Annotated in this window: 11 protein-coding genes and 6 tRNA genes; 9 read left to right on the forward strand and 8 right to left on the reverse strand. The window is 70.1% G+C overall.

The features are described from left to right. Positions 1-2: 2 nt before the first annotated feature. Positions 3-1061 (forward strand): cell division protein ZapE, encoded by a 1059-nt coding sequence (gene zapE / locus M4D54_RS08365; RefSeq protein ID WP_193866187.1) that lies wholly within the window; start codon positions 3-5, stop codon positions 1059-1061. A 124-nt stretch (positions 1062-1185) separates the two neighbouring features. Here the strand turns inward: zapE and treZ are convergent, their stop codons facing one another. The 8 genes from treZ to M4D54_RS08405 form a co-directional block, all read right to left on the reverse strand. Further along, on the reverse strand, positions 1186-2985 hold the full coding sequence (treZ, locus tag M4D54_RS08370) for a malto-oligosyltrehalose trehalohydrolase (RefSeq protein WP_193866188.1): 1800 nt from the start codon (positions 2983-2985) through the stop codon (positions 1186-1188). Next, on the reverse strand, positions 2982-5546 hold the full coding sequence (treY, locus tag M4D54_RS08375) for a malto-oligosyltrehalose synthase (protein WP_193866189.1): 2565 nt from the start codon (positions 5544-5546) through the stop codon (positions 2982-2984). Before treY ends, treZ begins: the two co-directional genes overlap by 4 nt. Before the next feature lie 84 nt (positions 5547-5630). Further along, the gene (glgX, locus tag M4D54_RS08380) at positions 5631-7796 is read right to left on the reverse strand and encodes a glycogen debranching protein GlgX (RefSeq protein WP_259791581.1); all 2166 of its coding nucleotides are present in this window, start codon (positions 7794-7796) and stop codon (positions 5631-5633) included. A gap of 158 nt (positions 7797-7954) precedes the next feature. Continuing rightward, complete coding sequence (locus M4D54_RS08385) at positions 7955-8767, reverse strand: hypothetical protein (protein ID WP_193866191.1); 813 nt, start codon at positions 8765-8767, stop codon at positions 7955-7957. Between the two features lie 42 nt (positions 8768-8809). Beyond that, a tRNA-Val gene (locus M4D54_RS08390) sits at positions 8810-8884 on the reverse strand. Positions 8885-8931: 47 nt separating this feature from the next. Beyond that, positions 8932-9005 (reverse strand) — tRNA-Cys (locus M4D54_RS08395). A 64-nt stretch (positions 9006-9069) separates the two neighbouring features. Next, positions 9070-9142: transfer RNA gene (locus tag M4D54_RS08400), tRNA-Gly, on the reverse strand. 47 nt (positions 9143-9189) lie between these two features. After that, positions 9190-9261: transfer RNA gene (locus M4D54_RS08405), tRNA-Val, on the reverse strand. A gap of 293 nt (positions 9262-9554) precedes the next feature. Here M4D54_RS08405 and M4D54_RS08410 point away from each other — a divergent pair. The 8 genes from M4D54_RS08410 (at position 9555) to thrS (ending at position 15886) form a co-directional block, all read left to right on the forward strand. Then, positions 9555-9630: transfer RNA gene (locus M4D54_RS08410), tRNA-Gly, on the forward strand. A gap of 24 nt (positions 9631-9654) precedes the next feature. After that, a tRNA-Val gene (locus M4D54_RS08415) sits at positions 9655-9726 on the forward strand. A gap of 349 nt (positions 9727-10075) precedes the next feature. After that, positions 10076-10786 carry a hypothetical protein gene (locus M4D54_RS08420; protein ID WP_193866192.1) on the forward strand — a complete coding sequence of 237 codons (711 nt, stop codon included), beginning with the start codon at positions 10076-10078 and terminating at the stop codon, positions 10784-10786. Further along, positions 10783-11298, forward strand: a complete 516-nt coding sequence (locus M4D54_RS08425) for an OmpA family protein (RefSeq protein WP_193866193.1) — start codon at positions 10783-10785, stop codon at positions 11296-11298. The genes M4D54_RS08420 and M4D54_RS08425 overlap by 4 nt, the downstream gene beginning before the upstream one ends. After that, entirely contained in the window at positions 11288-12004 is a 717-nt protein-coding gene (locus M4D54_RS08430) for a response regulator transcription factor (protein WP_193866194.1), read from the forward strand. The genes M4D54_RS08425 and M4D54_RS08430 overlap by 11 nt, the downstream gene beginning before the upstream one ends. Beyond that, entirely contained in the window at positions 12001-12927 is a 927-nt protein-coding gene (locus tag M4D54_RS08435; RefSeq protein WP_259890955.1) for a sensor histidine kinase KdpD, read from the forward strand. Before M4D54_RS08430 ends, M4D54_RS08435 begins: the two co-directional genes overlap by 4 nt. A gap of 181 nt (positions 12928-13108) precedes the next feature. Next, a complete protein-coding gene (locus M4D54_RS08440) occupies positions 13109-13726 on the forward strand; it encodes an FMN-dependent NADH-azoreductase (protein ID WP_193866196.1) in 618 nt (205 codons plus the stop codon). Positions 13727-13885: 159 nt separating this feature from the next. Beyond that, positions 13886-15886, forward strand: coding sequence for a threonine--tRNA ligase (gene thrS, locus M4D54_RS08445; RefSeq protein ID WP_193866197.1), 2001 nt, complete (start codon positions 13886-13888; stop codon positions 15884-15886). Positions 15887-15952 lie beyond the last annotated feature (66 nt).

Raw genomic sequence — 15952 nt, forward strand, 5'->3', positions numbered from 1 at the left:
GCGTGACCCCCGCGCTCGCCGACCGCAGACCCGAGCCCACCCTGGAGCGCCTGCTGGCGGACCTGGTGCCCCCACCGCGGTTCGCCGATGCCCGCCTGGCCACCTATGAGCCCGATCCCGCGCACCCCTCCCAGGCGGAGGCGAAGGAGCGCATCAGCGCCTTCGCCGCACAGATCGGCGGTGAGAAGAAGGGCGGTCTGCTGGACCGACTGGGGCTGGGCGGCAAGCGCCGTGCGGAGGCCGCGCGCGGCATCTACCTGGACGGCGGCTTCGGGGTGGGAAAGACCCACCTGCTCACCTCCCTGTTCCATGCGGTGCCCGGCAAGCGCGTGTACGGCACCTTCGTGGAGTACACCAACCTGGTGGGGGCCCTGGGCTTCCAGAAGGCGCTGGACCAGCTGGCGCAGTCGCAGCTGGTGTGCATCGACGAGTTCGAGCTCGACGATCCCGGGGACACCCTGCTGATGACCCGCCTGATCCGCGAGCTGTCGGACCAGGGCGTCGCGGTGGCCGCGACCTCCAACACGCTCCCCGAGGCGCTGGGGGAGGGCCGTTTCGCCGCCCAGGACTTCCTGCGGGAGATCCAGTCGATGGCCGAGCGCTTCGAGGTGATGCGCATCGACGGCGAGGACTACCGTCGCCGCGACGGCGCCGTCAACATCCGCGCCCTCCCGCAGGCTGCGGTCGCAGCCCACGCCCGGACCGGGTCCGGCGCCACCCTGGACTCCTTCGACGAGCTGCTCGCGCATCTGGCCCGGGTCCATCCCTCACGCTACGGCGCGATGATCGACGACGTCACCTGTGCGCACCTGACAGGGGTCCGTCGGGTGGATTCGCACAACGACGCCCTGCGCCTGGTGGTGCTGGTGGACCGGCTGTACGACCGGAAGGTGCCGGTGCTCGTCTCCGCGGCCGACGGCGGTGATGTCCTCGAGCACCTGTACTCCGAGGATCTGCTGGGCAGCGGGTACCGCAAGAAGTACTACCGCTCCCTCTCGCGCCTGGCGTCCCTGGCCACCGACGGGGCCGCCCTGGTGGAAGCCGGGGGCGACCCTTCCTGAGCGTCCGCTGCGCGGCGCGTGCCCGCAGCGCAGTGCCGCCGGCTCACACGGCTGCGGAGCCGCACCATGGGGATCAGCCGGCAGCTCGGGATGCGTGGGCGGGCAGGCCCGGGTCATCCCGCCATCAGCTGCGGGTCACCACCACGCCGGGCCCGTCCAGGTGCAGGCCGGCCGTCTGGTCGACCGCCACCTGACCGAAGGCGGCCAGCACCTCACGGGGCGCGGAGCCCGTCTCCAGCCCGCCGTCGCCGCGATGGGCGAGGATCTCGATGCTCCCGCGACGCAGCAGCACCGCGTCCTCGGAGAGCACCTCCGCCTCGACACGCTGCAGATCGGGGTCCCGCAGCTCGGGGTGCTCGCGACGCAGTGCGATCAGGGCGCGGTACCAGGTGAGCATGCGGGCGTGGTCGCCCTCGGTGCGCTCTTGCCACTGCAGCATCGACTGCTCGAAGGTACCGCGGTCCTGCGGGTCGAACACCTGGTCCGCCCAGCCCATCGCCGCGAATTCCTCGGCGCGGCCCGCGCTGACCAGCGCACCCAGCTCCTCGTCGTGATCGGTGAAGTACGCGAACGGCGTGGAGGCCGCCCACTCCTCGCCCTGGAACAGCATCGGGGTGCCCGGGCCCAGCAGCACCAGGGCGATCGCCGCGGCATGCCGGGCGGGGTCCAGGCCGTGGTGGATGCGGTCTCCGCGGGCCCGGTTGCCCACCTGGTCGTGGTCCTGCAGGAACGTGACGAAGGAGTGTCCGTCGTAGTGCGGTGAGGCCGGGTCCACCGGCGCACCCCACTGCCTGCCGCGGAACGAGGACCAGGTGCCCGTGTGCCGGAACATGCCGGTGAGCACGCGCGTGAGCACCTCGGAGCTGCCGAAGTCCGCGTAGTAGCCGCGCTGCTCGCCCGTGAACCAGGCGTGCACGCCGTGGTGCACGTCGTCGGCCCACTGCATGTCCATGCCGAGACCGGAGGCGGAGGTGGGGGTGACGGTGGCCGGTTGGTTCCGGTCCGATTCCGCGATCAGCGTCAGCTCGCGTCCCATCTCCTGCGACCACGCGTCCACGGTGTCGGAGAGCTCGGCCAGGAAGTGCCGGGAGGATCGGTCGCGCAGCTCGTGCACGGCGTCCAGGCGCAGGCCGTCCAGTCCCATGTCCACCAGCCAGTGCCGCGCCGATCCCAGCAGGAAGTCCCTCACCTCGCGGGCGGACTCCTGGTCCAGGTTCACCGCCGGGCCCCACGGGGTCTGGTAGGCGTCGGTGAAGTACGGACCGAACATGCCCAGGTAGTTGCCGGCCGGCCCCAGGTGGTTGTGCACCACGTCCAGCACCACCGCGAGACCGCGCCGATGGGCGGCCTGCACGAAGCGGGCCAGGCCTGCGGGGCCCCCGTAGGAGGCGTGGGTGGCGTACAGCCCCACTCCGTCGTAGCCCCAGCCGCGGTCACCGGGGAATGCGGCCACGGGCATCAGCTCGACCGCGTCCACCCCCAGCTCCACCAGCTCGTCGAGCCGCTCGATCGCCGAGTCGAAGGTGCCGCCGCGACCGTCCGGGCCGGGCGTGAACGTGCCCACGTGCATTTCGTAGAGCACGGCGCCGCGCAGGCTGCGGCCGCTCCAGTCGGTCTCCCGTTGCAGCAGCGCGGGGTCGATCACCTCGCTGTCGGCGTGCACCCCGTCCGGCTGGGACAGCGAACGCGGGTCCGGCAGCCAGGGGCCCTCACCGTCCAGGCGGAACGCGTAGCGGGCGCCAGGGGAGGCGGGCACGCCCGGCAGGCGGTGCCACCCGCCGGGTGCGGCTTCCATCGCGTGCTCGGTGCCGTCGATGCGGATCTGCACGCGGGAGGCCGACGGGGCCCACACCTCGTAGCGGTCGTGTCGCCTGGGGGCCACGGGGCTCTCAGGATGGGGGCGGTCGCTGTCGGTGGGCGTCATGCCGTCCTCTCGGGGTCGTCCTGCTCGTCATCGGCGGTACCGGTGGTCGCGGGCTGCTCGCCGCTGCGCACCAGCAGCGCCACGGGCCAGTCGCCCAGCAGCTGGGACAGCAGCAGCTGTCCGCCCTCGTGCTCGACGCCGGAGAGGGCATCGCGCCAGCGCCCCTCGGGCAGAGCGATCCAGGCATCGCCCCAGCCACCCCGCTGGGACAGTGCGTGTGCGAGCCTGGTCGCCACGGTCACCGCCTCCAGTGGGCCGTCCCCGTGGGCGCGGCCGAAGGCGAAGGCGTGCCCGGTGGTGGTGGGCAGCGGCCGATAGCTCGCCTCGCGTCCCCGGAACAGCTCGGGCCGCTCCCGGCGCAGGGTGAGCGCGCGGTGGGTGAGCCAGAGCTTCTCGTCGCCGATGCCGTCGGGGCCGGCCCCGTCGATCATCCGCTCCAGCCGCTGCTGGTGCAGGGCATGGTCCACGGGGCGGCGGTTGTCGGGGTCCACCAGGGATAGGTCGATCGTCTCGTTGCCCTGGTACACGTCCGGCACGCCGGGCATGGTCAGCTGGATCAGCTTCTGCCCAAGGATCGCGGAGCGCTGGGAGGGCAGGGTGCGGCGTGTCCAGTCGGTGAGGATCGCATCGACCTCGTCGCTGGCCAGCGCGGCGCGGCCCAGTTCGAGCACCTGGTTCTCGTAGTCGCCGTCCTGCTCGGTCCAGGTGGTGTGCACCTTCGCCTCGCGCATCGCCTTCTCCAGGTACCCGTCCAGGCGCTCGACGGTGATGCGTTCCGCGCCGGAGCCGGGCAGGTCCCAGCAGCCCGCGAGGGTCTGCCACAGCAGCAGCTCCATCGCACCGTCGACGCGGTCGCCGCGGTGCTCGGCCGTGGCCTGGTCCAGCGCCTGCACCGTGAGCGCCCACTCCAGGGGGAGCTCGGTGAGCACGGCCAGGCGCGCCCGGACGTCCTCACTGCGCTTGGTGTCGTGCGTGGACAGGGTGGTCATCGCATCGGGGCGGGTGCGCAGCATGGTGGCGGCGTGGTCGTGGACCGCATCGGGCTCCACCCCGATCCGATCCGGGTCCGAGCCCACCTCGTTGACGGCAGCGAAGCGGGTGAAGCGGTAGAAGGCGGTGTCCTCGAGCGCCTTGGCGTGGACCGGGCCGCAGGTCTGGGCGAAGCGCACGATCACCTCGGCCCGGTCGCTGCTCGCGGTGCGACCGGCACTGCCGATCTCGTCACCGCACACCAGCGCCACCACGATCTCCAGGGTGGCCACCACGTCCTCGTCCTCGCCCAGGGCGTGGCGCGCCCGGGCAGCGGCCTGCTCGATGACCGCCCGCTCCGAGCCCGGGGCGGACTCGCCCGGGACGATGTACGCCCGGTACCGGTCCATCGAGCTCAGCAGCGCCACCACCACGCGCTGGATGTTGCGCCGCGTGGTGTCGCGCAGGCGGATGTCCTCCTGGCAGATTCGGTGGATCAGCGCGGTCAGGCGCTCGATCTCCGCCCACAGGCTGGTGGTGACGATCAGCTCGGTGGACTCCTCGGCCACCTCCTCGAAGGGTCGCTGGTCACCGGTGCGGCGCTGCCACAGATGAGTGAGCCCGAGAGCCCCGTGCGGCTCGTGGAACAGGCCGCCCACCCGCCACAGGGCGTCATAGCCGGTGGTGCCCGCGCAGGGGAAGTCCCCGGGCAGCTGCTCCTCGCCCTCCAGGATCTTCTCCACCACGGTCCACGCCCCACCGGTGGCGCGGTCCAGATCCCGCAGGTACCCCCGAGGATCGGCCAGGCCGTCAGGGTGGTCGATGCGGTAGCCATCGATGATGCCTTCGGACTGCAGGCGCAGCAGGGTGGCGTGGGTCGCCTCGAACACCTCCGGCAGCTCCACCCGCACCGCGGCGAGCGTGTTCACGTCGAAGAACCGCCGATAGTTCAGCTCCTCGTCGGAGACCTTCCAGTAGGCCAGGCGGTACCACTGGCGATCCAGCAGATCCGCGAGCCCCAGGTGCTCGGTGCCCGCCGCGACCGGGAGCACGTTGTCGTAGTACTGGACCACCTGCTCCTGGAGAACGGTGCCATCGGGCTGGGGGATCTCGGCGGTGCCCACGGTGATCTCGCCATCGGCCAGCACGGCGCCGATGGGGCGGCCCAGCACGGGCACCAGCACCGACAGCTCCGCGGAGGCGTCGAGGTCGAACCAGTCCGCGTAGGGGGAGGCTGGCCCCTCCTTCAGCACCGACCACAGGGCGCGGTTGTGCCAGATCGGCGTGGGGATGGCCATGTGGTTGGGGACCACGTCGACGATCAGCCCCATGCCATGTGCGTGGGCGGCATCGGCGAGGCGACGCAGGGCCGCCTCACCGCCGATCTCCTCGCTGATGCGGGTGTGGTCCACCACGTCGTAGCCGTGCACGGAACCCGGTGCGGCCTGCAGCACGGGCGAGCAGAAGATGTGCCCCACGCCCAGGCGTGCCAGGTACGGCACCAGGTCGGCGCCGTCATCGGCCGTGAAGCCGGCGTGCAGCTGCAGCCGGTAGGTGGAGGTCGGGACGGTGGACTGGGAGGGGTGGGTCACGCGGTCTCCTCCTGGGAGGTGGTCAGGCGGGGCGCGGCCGGCTCATCCGCGGGGACGGACCGGCCGCGCGTCGAGTCGGCGAACTCAGGCCAGCTCGGGCTTCTCGAGGTCCTCGATCGCGGTCTCCTCGGGGTCGCTGCCGGCCGGGGGGCGCAGCAGCACCAGGAAGGAGTGCGAGGGACGGGTGATGGACTCGCCGGCGGCGATCTCGGCGCCCACCTCGAGGGTGCCGCCGGTGCCCACCTCCACGGTCCACACCTCGCCGTGGTCCTTGCCCGGCAGCGTGAAGATCACGTCATTGCCCGAGGCGTTGAACAGGATCAGGGCGGAGTCATCCACGATCTGCTCGCCGCGCTCGTTGGGCTCAGGGATGGCGGAGCCGTTGAGGAACACGGTCAGGCACTTGTTCTGCGGCTGGTCCCAGTCCTCGGGGGTCATGGGTGTTCCATCGGTGCGCAGCCATTCCACGTCCGGCAGGTTCGAGTCGACGTCCTCACGCACCACGCCCTGGAGGAAGCGGCGACGACGGAAGATGGCGTGCTCGCGGCGCAGCGCGATCATCTCGCGGGTGAACCGCAGCATCTCCTGCTGGGTGCGGTCCAGGTTCCAGTCCATCCACGACAGCTCGTCGTCCTGGCAGTAGGTGTTGTTGTTGCCCTGCTGGGTGCGGCCCATCTCGTCGCCGTGCAGGATCATCGGCACGCCCTGGCTGAGCAGCAGCGTGGCCATGAGGTTCTTGGCCCGGCGCTCCCGCAGGGTCAGCACGTCCTCGTCGTCGGTGGGGCCCTCCGCGCCGGAGTTCCAGGAGCGGTTGTGGCTCTCCCCGTCGTTGCCGCCCTCACCGTTGGCCTCGTTGTGGCGCTCGTTGTAGGAGACCAGGTCGTGCAGGGTGAAGCCGTCGTGCGCAGTCACGAAGTTGATCGACGCGATCGGGGTGCGACCGGTGTGCTGGTACAGGTCCGAGCTGCCCGCCAGGCGGGAGCTGAACTCGCCCAGCACGCCGGGCTCGGAGCGGTGGAAGTCGCGCACGGTGTCGCGGTAGCTGCCGTTCCACTCGGACCACAGAGGCGGGAAACCGCCCACCTGGTAGCCGCCCTCGCCCAGGTCCCACGGCTCGGCGATCAGCTTCACCTGGGAGATGACCGGGTCCTGCTGGATGATGTCGAAGAACGCCGAGAGGCGGTCCACCTCATGCAGCTCGCGGGCCAGGGTGGAGGCCAGATCGAAGCGGAAGCCGTCCACGTGCATCTCGGTGACCCAGTAGCGCAGCGAGTCCATGATCAGCTGCAGCACGTGCGGGGTGCGCATCAGCAGTGAGTTGCCAGTGCCGGTGGTGTCGTAGTAGTGGGCCTTGTCCTCCTCCACCAGGCGGTAGTAGGCGGAGTTGTCGATGCCGCGGAAGCACAGGGTGGGGCCCATGTGGTTGCCCTCGGCGGTGTGGTTGTAGACCACGTCGAGGATCACCTCGATGTCCGCCTCGTGCAGGTTCTTCACCATCTGCTTGAACTCCTGGACCTGCTGACCGGTGTCACCGGCGTAGGAGTACTCGTTGTGGGGGGCGAAGAAGCCGATGGTGTTGTAGCCCCAGTAGTTGCGCAGGCCCTTCTCCACCAGGTGGCCGTCCTGGACGAACTGGTGCACCGGCATCAGCTCCACGGCGGTGACGCCGAGGGACTTCAGGTGCTCGATGATCGCGGGGTGGCCCATCGCCACGTAGGTGCCGCGGATCGACTCGTCGATGTCCGGGTGCTGCATGGTCAGGCCCTTGACGTGGGCCTCGTAGATGACGGTGTCGTGGTAATCGTGGGCCGGCGGGTGGTCGTTGCCCCAGTCGAAGTAGGGGGAGACCACCACGGAATGCATGGTGTGCGCGGCCGAGTCCTCGGTGTTGCGCTGTGTCGGGTCCTCGAAGTCGTAGCTGTACAGCGAGGGGTGATTGGTGGCCATCCCGGCGATCGCCTTGGCGTACGGGTCCAGCAGCAGCTTGCTGGGATCGCAGCGCTGCCCATTGGCGGGATCGAAGGGGCCGTGCACGCGGTAGCCGTACCGCTGCCCTGGCTGCACCGATGGGAGGTAGATGTGCCACACGTATGCGTCCACCTCGGTCACCTCGATGCGGCGCTCCGTGCCGTCCTCGTCGAACAGGCACAGCTCGACGCGCTCGGCGGCCTCGGAGAAGAGGGCGAAATTGGTGCCTGACCCGTCGAAGGTTGCACCCAACGGGTAGGACTGTCCGGTCCAGATCTGCATGGGGTCAGAGTAACCGGCGGTCGCTGGGGGATCGCCCCGGTGACCGTCCTACGGGCCCGGACGAGCGCAAGATCTCCTCCCGGGCGTGATCCACCAGGCGCCAGGTGGTGTGCGGGAAGAGGTCCTGCTTGGATGCCCGCTCGCACCGAGCCCGACTCTCAGGGAGCTCCGGGGAGGTGCGCGAGGTCGTCCCGCAGGGCGCGGAACCACCGGTACTCGTACTCGGAACGAGGAACCCGCAGCGCGTCCTCGCACCAGAGCGCGAGCTCCTCGCCGCTCCAGTGCCCCTGCCTGAGGAGGGCAGGGATGACGAGCGTGCGCAGCCCGTGTCCGTGGCGGTCCGTGTTCGTCTCGTCGATCTGCGCAGCCGAGGCGCCCTTGACGCCCGGCACCTGGAACAGCAACGGAAGAGTGGTGCGGATCAACACGGGGCGGGCCTCGAGGTAGCGCAGCAAGTGTGACCCGGAGGACTGCGGCGCCGACGAGATCAGCGCCAGCACGGCCCCCTGCTGGGCCGGGGGAGGGGTAAGCCCCCGGTGCGCCCAGTCGAACATTGCCTCGATGCCGAGGTTGGCATCCACGGCCCTGGGTCGCCGAGCGAACCGGGCCGACCACTCCTCGACGAACACCGGCAGGTCGCGGGGGAACAGGCGGGGGACCATGTCCCGGGTGACGCGGAGATTCAGGGGGTTCACCTTTGCGGCGGCAGCCGGACCTGACGCGGCGATCAGCCGGACCACGTCGGCGGCGTCATGGTGGCTGTCGAGCTCCCCGTTCCAGTGGTCAGGATCCTCCGCTCCTCCCGGGGCAGAAAGGATTGCGCGTGCCGAGGGTGTCAGGGACCGGCCGATCCTGTGTCGTGCGGCGAAGGGAAGCGTCTCGAGGATCTCGACCAGGGTGTGGGCCCGGCCGTCGCGCAATGCACTGCGAGCGCTCTCGAGGATGGATCTTGCGTGATCGGGGTGGCTCATCGGGCGATCATCTCCATCGATGCGTCATGGCGCCGAACCATCTGGTGGGCGATACTGGGATCGAACCAGTGACCTCTTCCGTGTCAGGGAAGCGCGCTACCGCTGCGCCAATCGCCCGCGGGGTGGGACCAGTGGTCCCACCCTGCCGCGCCCGGAGGCGACGGTGGAGGTGGGTACGGGATTCGAACCCGTGTACACGGCTTTGCAGGCCGTTGCCTCGCCTCTCGGCCAACCCACCACGATGCTTGCGCATCTTATGGAAAAGGCGCTCCCGACAGTGATGTCGGGTGCGCCGCTCCCGGAGCGGACGACGGGACTCGAACCCGCGACCCTCACCTTGGCAAGGTGATGCTCTACCAACTGAGCCACGTCCGCAATGCGTTGTCCACGGTTTCCCCGGAGGGACTGCGTGAACCTCGCCGTGGGCGATACTGGGATCGAACCAGTGACCTCTTCCGTGTGAAGGAAGCGCGCTACCGCTGCGCCAATCGCCCGCTGGTGTTTCCACCCTCGGTGCCCGCCCTCTCAGGCGGACCTCCAGAATATTACACGCTTCTGGCGGTGACCCGTGCATCTGGGGGTGTGAGCTACGCCCCGTCGGCAGTCGACTCGGCTCGTGGGTGCTGACCCTGCACGGTGGGGGTCCTTCTATGACGGGTGTGCCGGCGGCCGCGACAGGCGTGCCGATGGCCGCGCCGCCCGGTGACCTCTGCCACGAGGGGCCGCATGCGTTTGCGCACTGAACCGCGGGAGCACTAGGGTGTTCCTTCGTCGGCTTGGCCGATGCGCGGACGTGGCTCAGTTGGTAGAGCATCACCTTGCCAAGGTGAGGGTCGCGGGTTCGAGTCCCGTCGTCCGCTCCATCTCCCCAGCACCCTCGGGTGCACGGGCGATTGGCGCAGCGGTAGCGCGCTTCCCTGACACGGAAGAGGTCACTGGTTCGATCCCAGTATCGCCCACCCATGAGAACAGCCCCGGCTCCGGCCGGGGCTGTTCTGCATTCCCCGACGGCGCGGTTCTGGAGCCGACTGATCCATGGCTGCCCATGGGTTCAGGCTCTTGCGGCCCCTTGTCATGGCTCGGGTTCTCACGGCTCCTTGTTCTCCGGCGGCTCCTGGGCCCCTTCTGCCCCGTGGCCACTGGCGCGATACCGCGGCGTGATCGGCCCCGCCGCCTGCCTGTCGCGAGATGGCGACATAGGATCGCGGCACGGCGACGGCGGTGCGACAGCGCTGCCACACCGCGCCGATAGCGTCGAGAGCAAGCGGACGGCAGGGGGCCGTCCACTATCGCCCGAGGAGGCGCATCATGAATGCCACAGCACGCAGCACATCCCGCATCGTCCGCGGCCTGGCCGCCGCGAGCCTGATCACCGCACTGGCGGCCGGGTGCCAGTTCGGCATCGGGGAGGACGAGCAGCCGACGGGCGGCTCCGATCCCGCCGTCGAGCAGGGCAAGGACCCCGCAGGCGACGGCTCCGAGACGGATCAGCAGGATCCCCAGGCCTCCGACGGCGGGAGCGAGGGGGGCGGCGACGGCACGGCGGGCTCCGATGAGGAGGACGCGGTGGTGGACGACGACGCCGCTGCGGCAGGCGTGGACCTGAGCGGCCTCGGGGAACCGGCGGCCACGGCAGAGATCCCTGCCACCGTCGAGGGCAATGACGAGGCGACCATGACCGTGGAGCTGTTCGGCCTGGAGCGGCGCGACGACACGGTGGTGGCCACCTTCGCCTTCACCGTCAACAGCGACACCGGCTCCCAGGACGCGCGACAGCTCTACCACTTCCTCGGCAACACCGGATGGCACCCGTACGCCATCGACACCGTGAACCTCAACAAGCACGGTGTGCTGGGCGGGGCCAAGGTCGGCCAGACGGACTACCAGAGCATGCGCTTCAAGCCCGGTCAGACCTTCTACGCCTACGCCTCCTTCGCCGCCCCGCCGGAGGACGTCACCGCCATGGACGTGATGATGGTCGACGGTGCACCGATGGCCACGGGGGTGGAGATCCGATGAGGCGCACGGGAACGAGACCCCTCGGCGTCGCCGCGCTGTGCGCGGCACTGCTGATCGGCGCGGGGGCCGCGCGGGCCGATGACGTCATCTCCCTGGATGCCAACATCACCGCGATGGACCGCAACGTCACCCCGATCGACGACCGGGTCACCGAAGGGGGCACCACCACCATCACCCTCGAGTCGGACGTCCTGTTCGACTTCGGCTCGGCCGAGCTGAGCGAGGCAGCGCAGAAGAAGATCGGTGAGCTGGTGGGGGAGATCCCCGAGGGCGGAGCCGTCTCCGTCGACGGCCACACCGACGACGTCCCGTACCACCGCGGCAACGACGTGCTCTCCCAGGAGCGCGCCCAAGCGGTGGCCGATGCGATCGCCGCCGCCAGGCCAGATCTGGACCTCACGGTCACCGGTCACGGCGACACCGATCCCGTCGCCCCCAACAGCAAGGGCGGGGAGGACAACCCGGAGGGCCGCGCCGAGAACCGCCGCGTCGAGATCCGCTATGACGGCTGATCGTCCCCGCATCCTGCTGGTGGATGACGACGCCACCATCCGCGAGCACCTCACCGGGGTGCTCGAGCGCAGCGGCCTGGACGTCGAGCCGGCGGCCGATGGCGCCCAGGCCCTTCGCAGCATCGAGGCGAGCACCCCGGACCTGGTGATCCTGGACGTGATGATGCCGGTGATGGACGGCCGGGAGGCCCTGCGCCGCATCCGGGCGGGTCACGACTGGCTGCCGGTCATCCTGCTCACACAGGTGGGGGAGAGCTTCGAGCGTGCCGCAGCCCTGGACGAAGGGGCAGACGACTACCTCAACAAGCCCTTCGACCCGCAGGAGCTGCTGGCTCGGATCAGGGCCGTGCTGCGCCGCAGCAGCCGGGGCTCCGTCCCCCTCAGCGCCGCCCAGGCGCTGAGGGCCGGGGCGCTGCGGATCGACCGCCCGGCGCGGCGGGTGTTCCTCGGCGATATCGAGAAGCAGCTCACCCCCCGGGCGTTCGCCCTGCTGGAGTTCCTCATGTCCCATCCGGACGAGGTGTTCGGCCGCGAACGCCTGCTGCAGACGGTGTGGGGGTTCGACGCCATCGTCACCAGCCGTGCCGTGGACCACCGGGTGGCGGAGATCCGCCGGGTCCTCGGCGAGGACGCCGCGGCCGCCTCGTACGTGGAGACCGTGCCGGGGCTCGGCTACCGCTTCGTGCATCCGGTGGAGCGCGGATGAGCGCGAGGACGCAGGAGGATCTGAGGATCCTGGCCGGCGCGGTGATCGTCCCCGCCGTGCTGGGCCTGGCGCTCTCGGTGATCTGGTGGGCCGCCGGTGGTGACGGGACGTTCTACATGACGGTGTCCCTGCCATGGCTGCCGTTCGCCGTGGGCCTACTGATCAGTGCCCTGCTGCTGCCGGCGCTGGTGACCCTGATCGCGATGCACCGTCACGTCGAGCAGGTGCGCCGCCGCACCGTCCAGGAGCAGACGGCCAGCAGGCGCCGACTGCTCGCGCGACTGGACCACGAGATCAAGAACCCCATCCAGGGGATCCGTGCCGCGCTCGCCGACGAGCCCTCGGAGCGGCAGCGCGCCAGCATCGACGCCCAGTCACAGCGCCTGACCAGTCTCCTCGGGGATCTGCGCAAGATCGGCGAGGTGGAGCACACCGCGCTCGAGCTCACCACCATCGATCCGGCAGCCCTCGTCGAGGAGGCCGTCGCCACCATCACCGAGGCTCCCGGCGCCGGCGAACGACGCATCGCCGTGTCGCTGCCCACCGCTCCGCGTCCGCTCCCGCCGATCGTGGGGGATGAGGACCTGCTTTTCCTGGCACTGGTGAACGTGCTGACCAACGCCGTGAAGTACTCCGCCCCGGGGGACGCCATCGAGGTGCGGGGCCGCGCCGCCGAGGACGTGGTGGTGTTGGAGATCGCCGACACCGGACGCGGCATCGCGCCCGAGGAGCTGGACCTGGTGTGGGAGGAGCTGGGGCGGGCCCAGGAGGCTCGCTCCGTCGAGGGCTCCGGCCTGGGCCTGCCGATGGTCCGCGCCATCGTCGAGCGCCACGGCGGGACGGCGCGCCTGGACTCCTGGCACGGGGAGGGATCCACGCTCACCCTGAGCCTGCCCGCCGCTGGACCGACGGCGGGTGGCTGAGAGACCGGTCATCCGCCGTCCACGTCCCGTCGGAGCATCGCGACGGTGCCCGTGGCCACACCGAGAACAGCCCACGCCACGAGCCACCAGGGCTCGTTCCCGTTGCTAGGGTCGGAAGTGACGCATCTCGCATCAGACCCCCGGCCGCTGATGCCTACGACACCCCACAAGGAGCCCACCCATGCGTGTACTGGTCATCCGTGCCCACCCCCTCGACTCCAGCAAGTCCCGGTCCATGGCCATGGCCGACGTGTTCCTCGAGGAGCTGCTGTCCTCGCACCCCGACGCTTCCGTCGACGACGTGCGCCTGTACGAGACCGCCGTGCCCGAGATCGACCTGGACATGATGACCGGCTGGGAGCGCCTGGCAGACGGTGAGCACTTCTCCCACCTGACCGGGCCCCAGCAGAACAAGCTCGCCCTGTTCGACCAGTACACCAAGCAGTTCCAGGCGGCCGATCTGGTGGTGATCGCCAACCCCCTGTGGAACCTGTCAGTGCCCACCCGCCTGAAGGCCTGGATCGACACCATCAGCCGGGCCGGGGTCACCTTCCGGTACACGGAGGACGGCGCCGCGGAAGGCCTGGTCAAGGGCAAGACGGTGGTCCACCTGCAGGCCAGTGGCGGCCATTTCGACCAGCAGGACCCGGCCTGCCTCTACATCAGGGGAATGTTCTCGTTCCTGGGGTGCGAGGTGCACACGGTGGCCGCGGAGGGCATGGACCATGAGCCCGACCGTGCCGAGCAGATCCTGCAGGAGGCTCACGACAGGGTGCGGGAGCTGGCGCGCGGGCTCTGAGCCACCAGCCCGGTGCGGGGCGGGTGGCCCAGGGTGGCGGTGGACGGCGGGAAGCGAGTGCGCACGGCCGGTGCGGGGCACTCTCGCGCCCGTCTACGATGGCCCGTGGAGCCGGCACCGTAGGCCGGATCGCGACCCCTCAATGCAAGGAGCATCACCGTGGCCCAGTTCGACATCACCCTCGACGGCAGTCCCCATCTGGTCGAGGAGGGCACGACCGGCACCGAGCTCTTCCAGGGCCGCACCGAGATCATCGCCCTGCGCATCGACGGCGAGCTGCGTGACCTCTACACCCCGCTGGCCGCAGGCCAGGTGGTCGAGGCCGTGGAGATCTCCAGCGAGGACGGGCTGTCGATCCTGCGCCACAGCGCCGCCCACGTGCTCGCCCAGGCCGTGCAGAAGGTGAACCCCGACGCCAAACTGGGCATCGGCCCGCCCATCACCGACGGCTTCTACTACGACTTCGACGTCGCCGAGCCCTTCACCCCGGAGTCCCTCAAGGCCCTGGAGAAGGAGATGAACCGGATCGTCAAGGAGGGGCAGCGCTTCGTGCGCCGTGACATCTCCGACGACGACGCCCGCTCGGAGGAGGCCGACGAGCCGTACAAGCTCGAGCTGATCGGCCTGAAGTCCAACGCCGGGGAGGCCGCCGAGGGCGCCGCCGTCGAGGTGGGCGAGGGCGGGCTGACCATGTACGACAACGTGAACCGCCGCGGCGAGGTGGTCTGGACGGACCTGTGCCGCGGCCCGCACCTGCCCACCACCAAGCTGATCGGCAACGGGTTCGCCCTCACCCGCTCGGCGGCCGCCTACTGGCGCGGCAGCGAGAAGAACCCGATGCTGCAGCGCATCTACGGCACCGCCTGGCCCTCCAAGGAGGAGCTGCGCGCCTACCAGGAGCGGATCGCGGAGGCCGAGCGCCGCGACCACCGCCGCCTGGGCAGCGAGCTGGACCTGTTCTCCTTCCCCGACGAGATCGGCTCGGGGCTGCCGGTGTTCCACCCCAAGGGCGCCATGGTGCGCATGGAGATGGAGGACTACTCGCGCCGCCGCCACGTCGAGGCCGGGTACTCCTTCGTGAACACCCCCCACATCACCAAGGGCCAGCTGTTCCAGACCTCCGGGCACCTGGACTGGTACGCCGAGGGCATGTACCCCGCCATGCACATGGACGAGGAGCGCGACGCCGAGGGCGCCATCACCAAGCAGGGCCAGGACTACTACCTCAAGCCCATGAACTGCCCCATGCACAACCTGGTGTTCCGCTCCCGGGGCCGCTCCTACCGGGAGCTGCCGGTGCGGCTGTTCGAGTTCGGCACCGTCTACCGCCACGAGAAGTCCGGTGTGGTGCACGGCCTCACCCGTGCCCGCGGCTTCACCCAGGACGACGCCCACATCTACTGCACCCGCGAGCAGATGCGCGATGAGCTCACCACGCTGCTCACCTTCGTGCTGGACCTGCTGAAGGACTACGGGCTGGAGGACTTCTACCTCGAGCTGTCCACCAAGAACCCCGAGAAGTTCGTGGGCGACGACGCCACCTGGGAGGAGGCCACCCGCACCCTGGAGGAGGTGGCCACCGCCTCCGGGCTGGACCTGGTGCCCGATCCCGGCGGTGCCGCCTTCTACGGCCCCAAGATCTCCGTGCAGGCCAAGGACGCCATCGGCCGCACCTGGCAGATGTCCACCATCCAGCTGGACTTCAACCTGCCCGAGCGCTTCGAGCTGGAGTACACCGCCCCTGACGGATCCCGCCAGCGCCCGGTGATGATCCACCGCGCCCTGTTCGGCTCGATCGAGCGGTTCTTCGGCGTGCTGGTGGAGCACTACGCGGGAGCGTTCCCGGTCTGGCTGGCCCCGGTGCAGGTGATGGGCATACCGGTGGCCGCCGAGTACGTGCCCTACCTGGAGCAGGTGGCGCAGAAGCTGCGCGCCCACGGCGTACGGGTCCAGGTGGATGCCTCCGACGACCGGATGCAGAAGAAGATCCGCACCCACACCAAGGAGAAGGTGCCCTACCTGCTGATCGCCGGTGGCGAGGACCAGGACAAGGGTGCGGTCTCCTTCCGCATGCGCGACGGCAGCCAGGACAACGGCATCCCCGTCGACGAGGCGGTGGAGCGGATCGTCGCCTCGATCAGGGACAAGGCGCAGGTGTGAGCGAGCAGCCGCGCGCTGCCGAGCAGGACCCGGGGCGCACACCCGAGCCCGGGGGGGGGGGGGGGG

It is taken from the genome of Brachybacterium sp. p3-SID1565, assembly GCF_025143785.1.
Taxonomy (GTDB): Bacteria; Actinomycetota; Actinomycetes; order Actinomycetales; family Dermabacteraceae; genus Brachybacterium; species Brachybacterium epidermidis.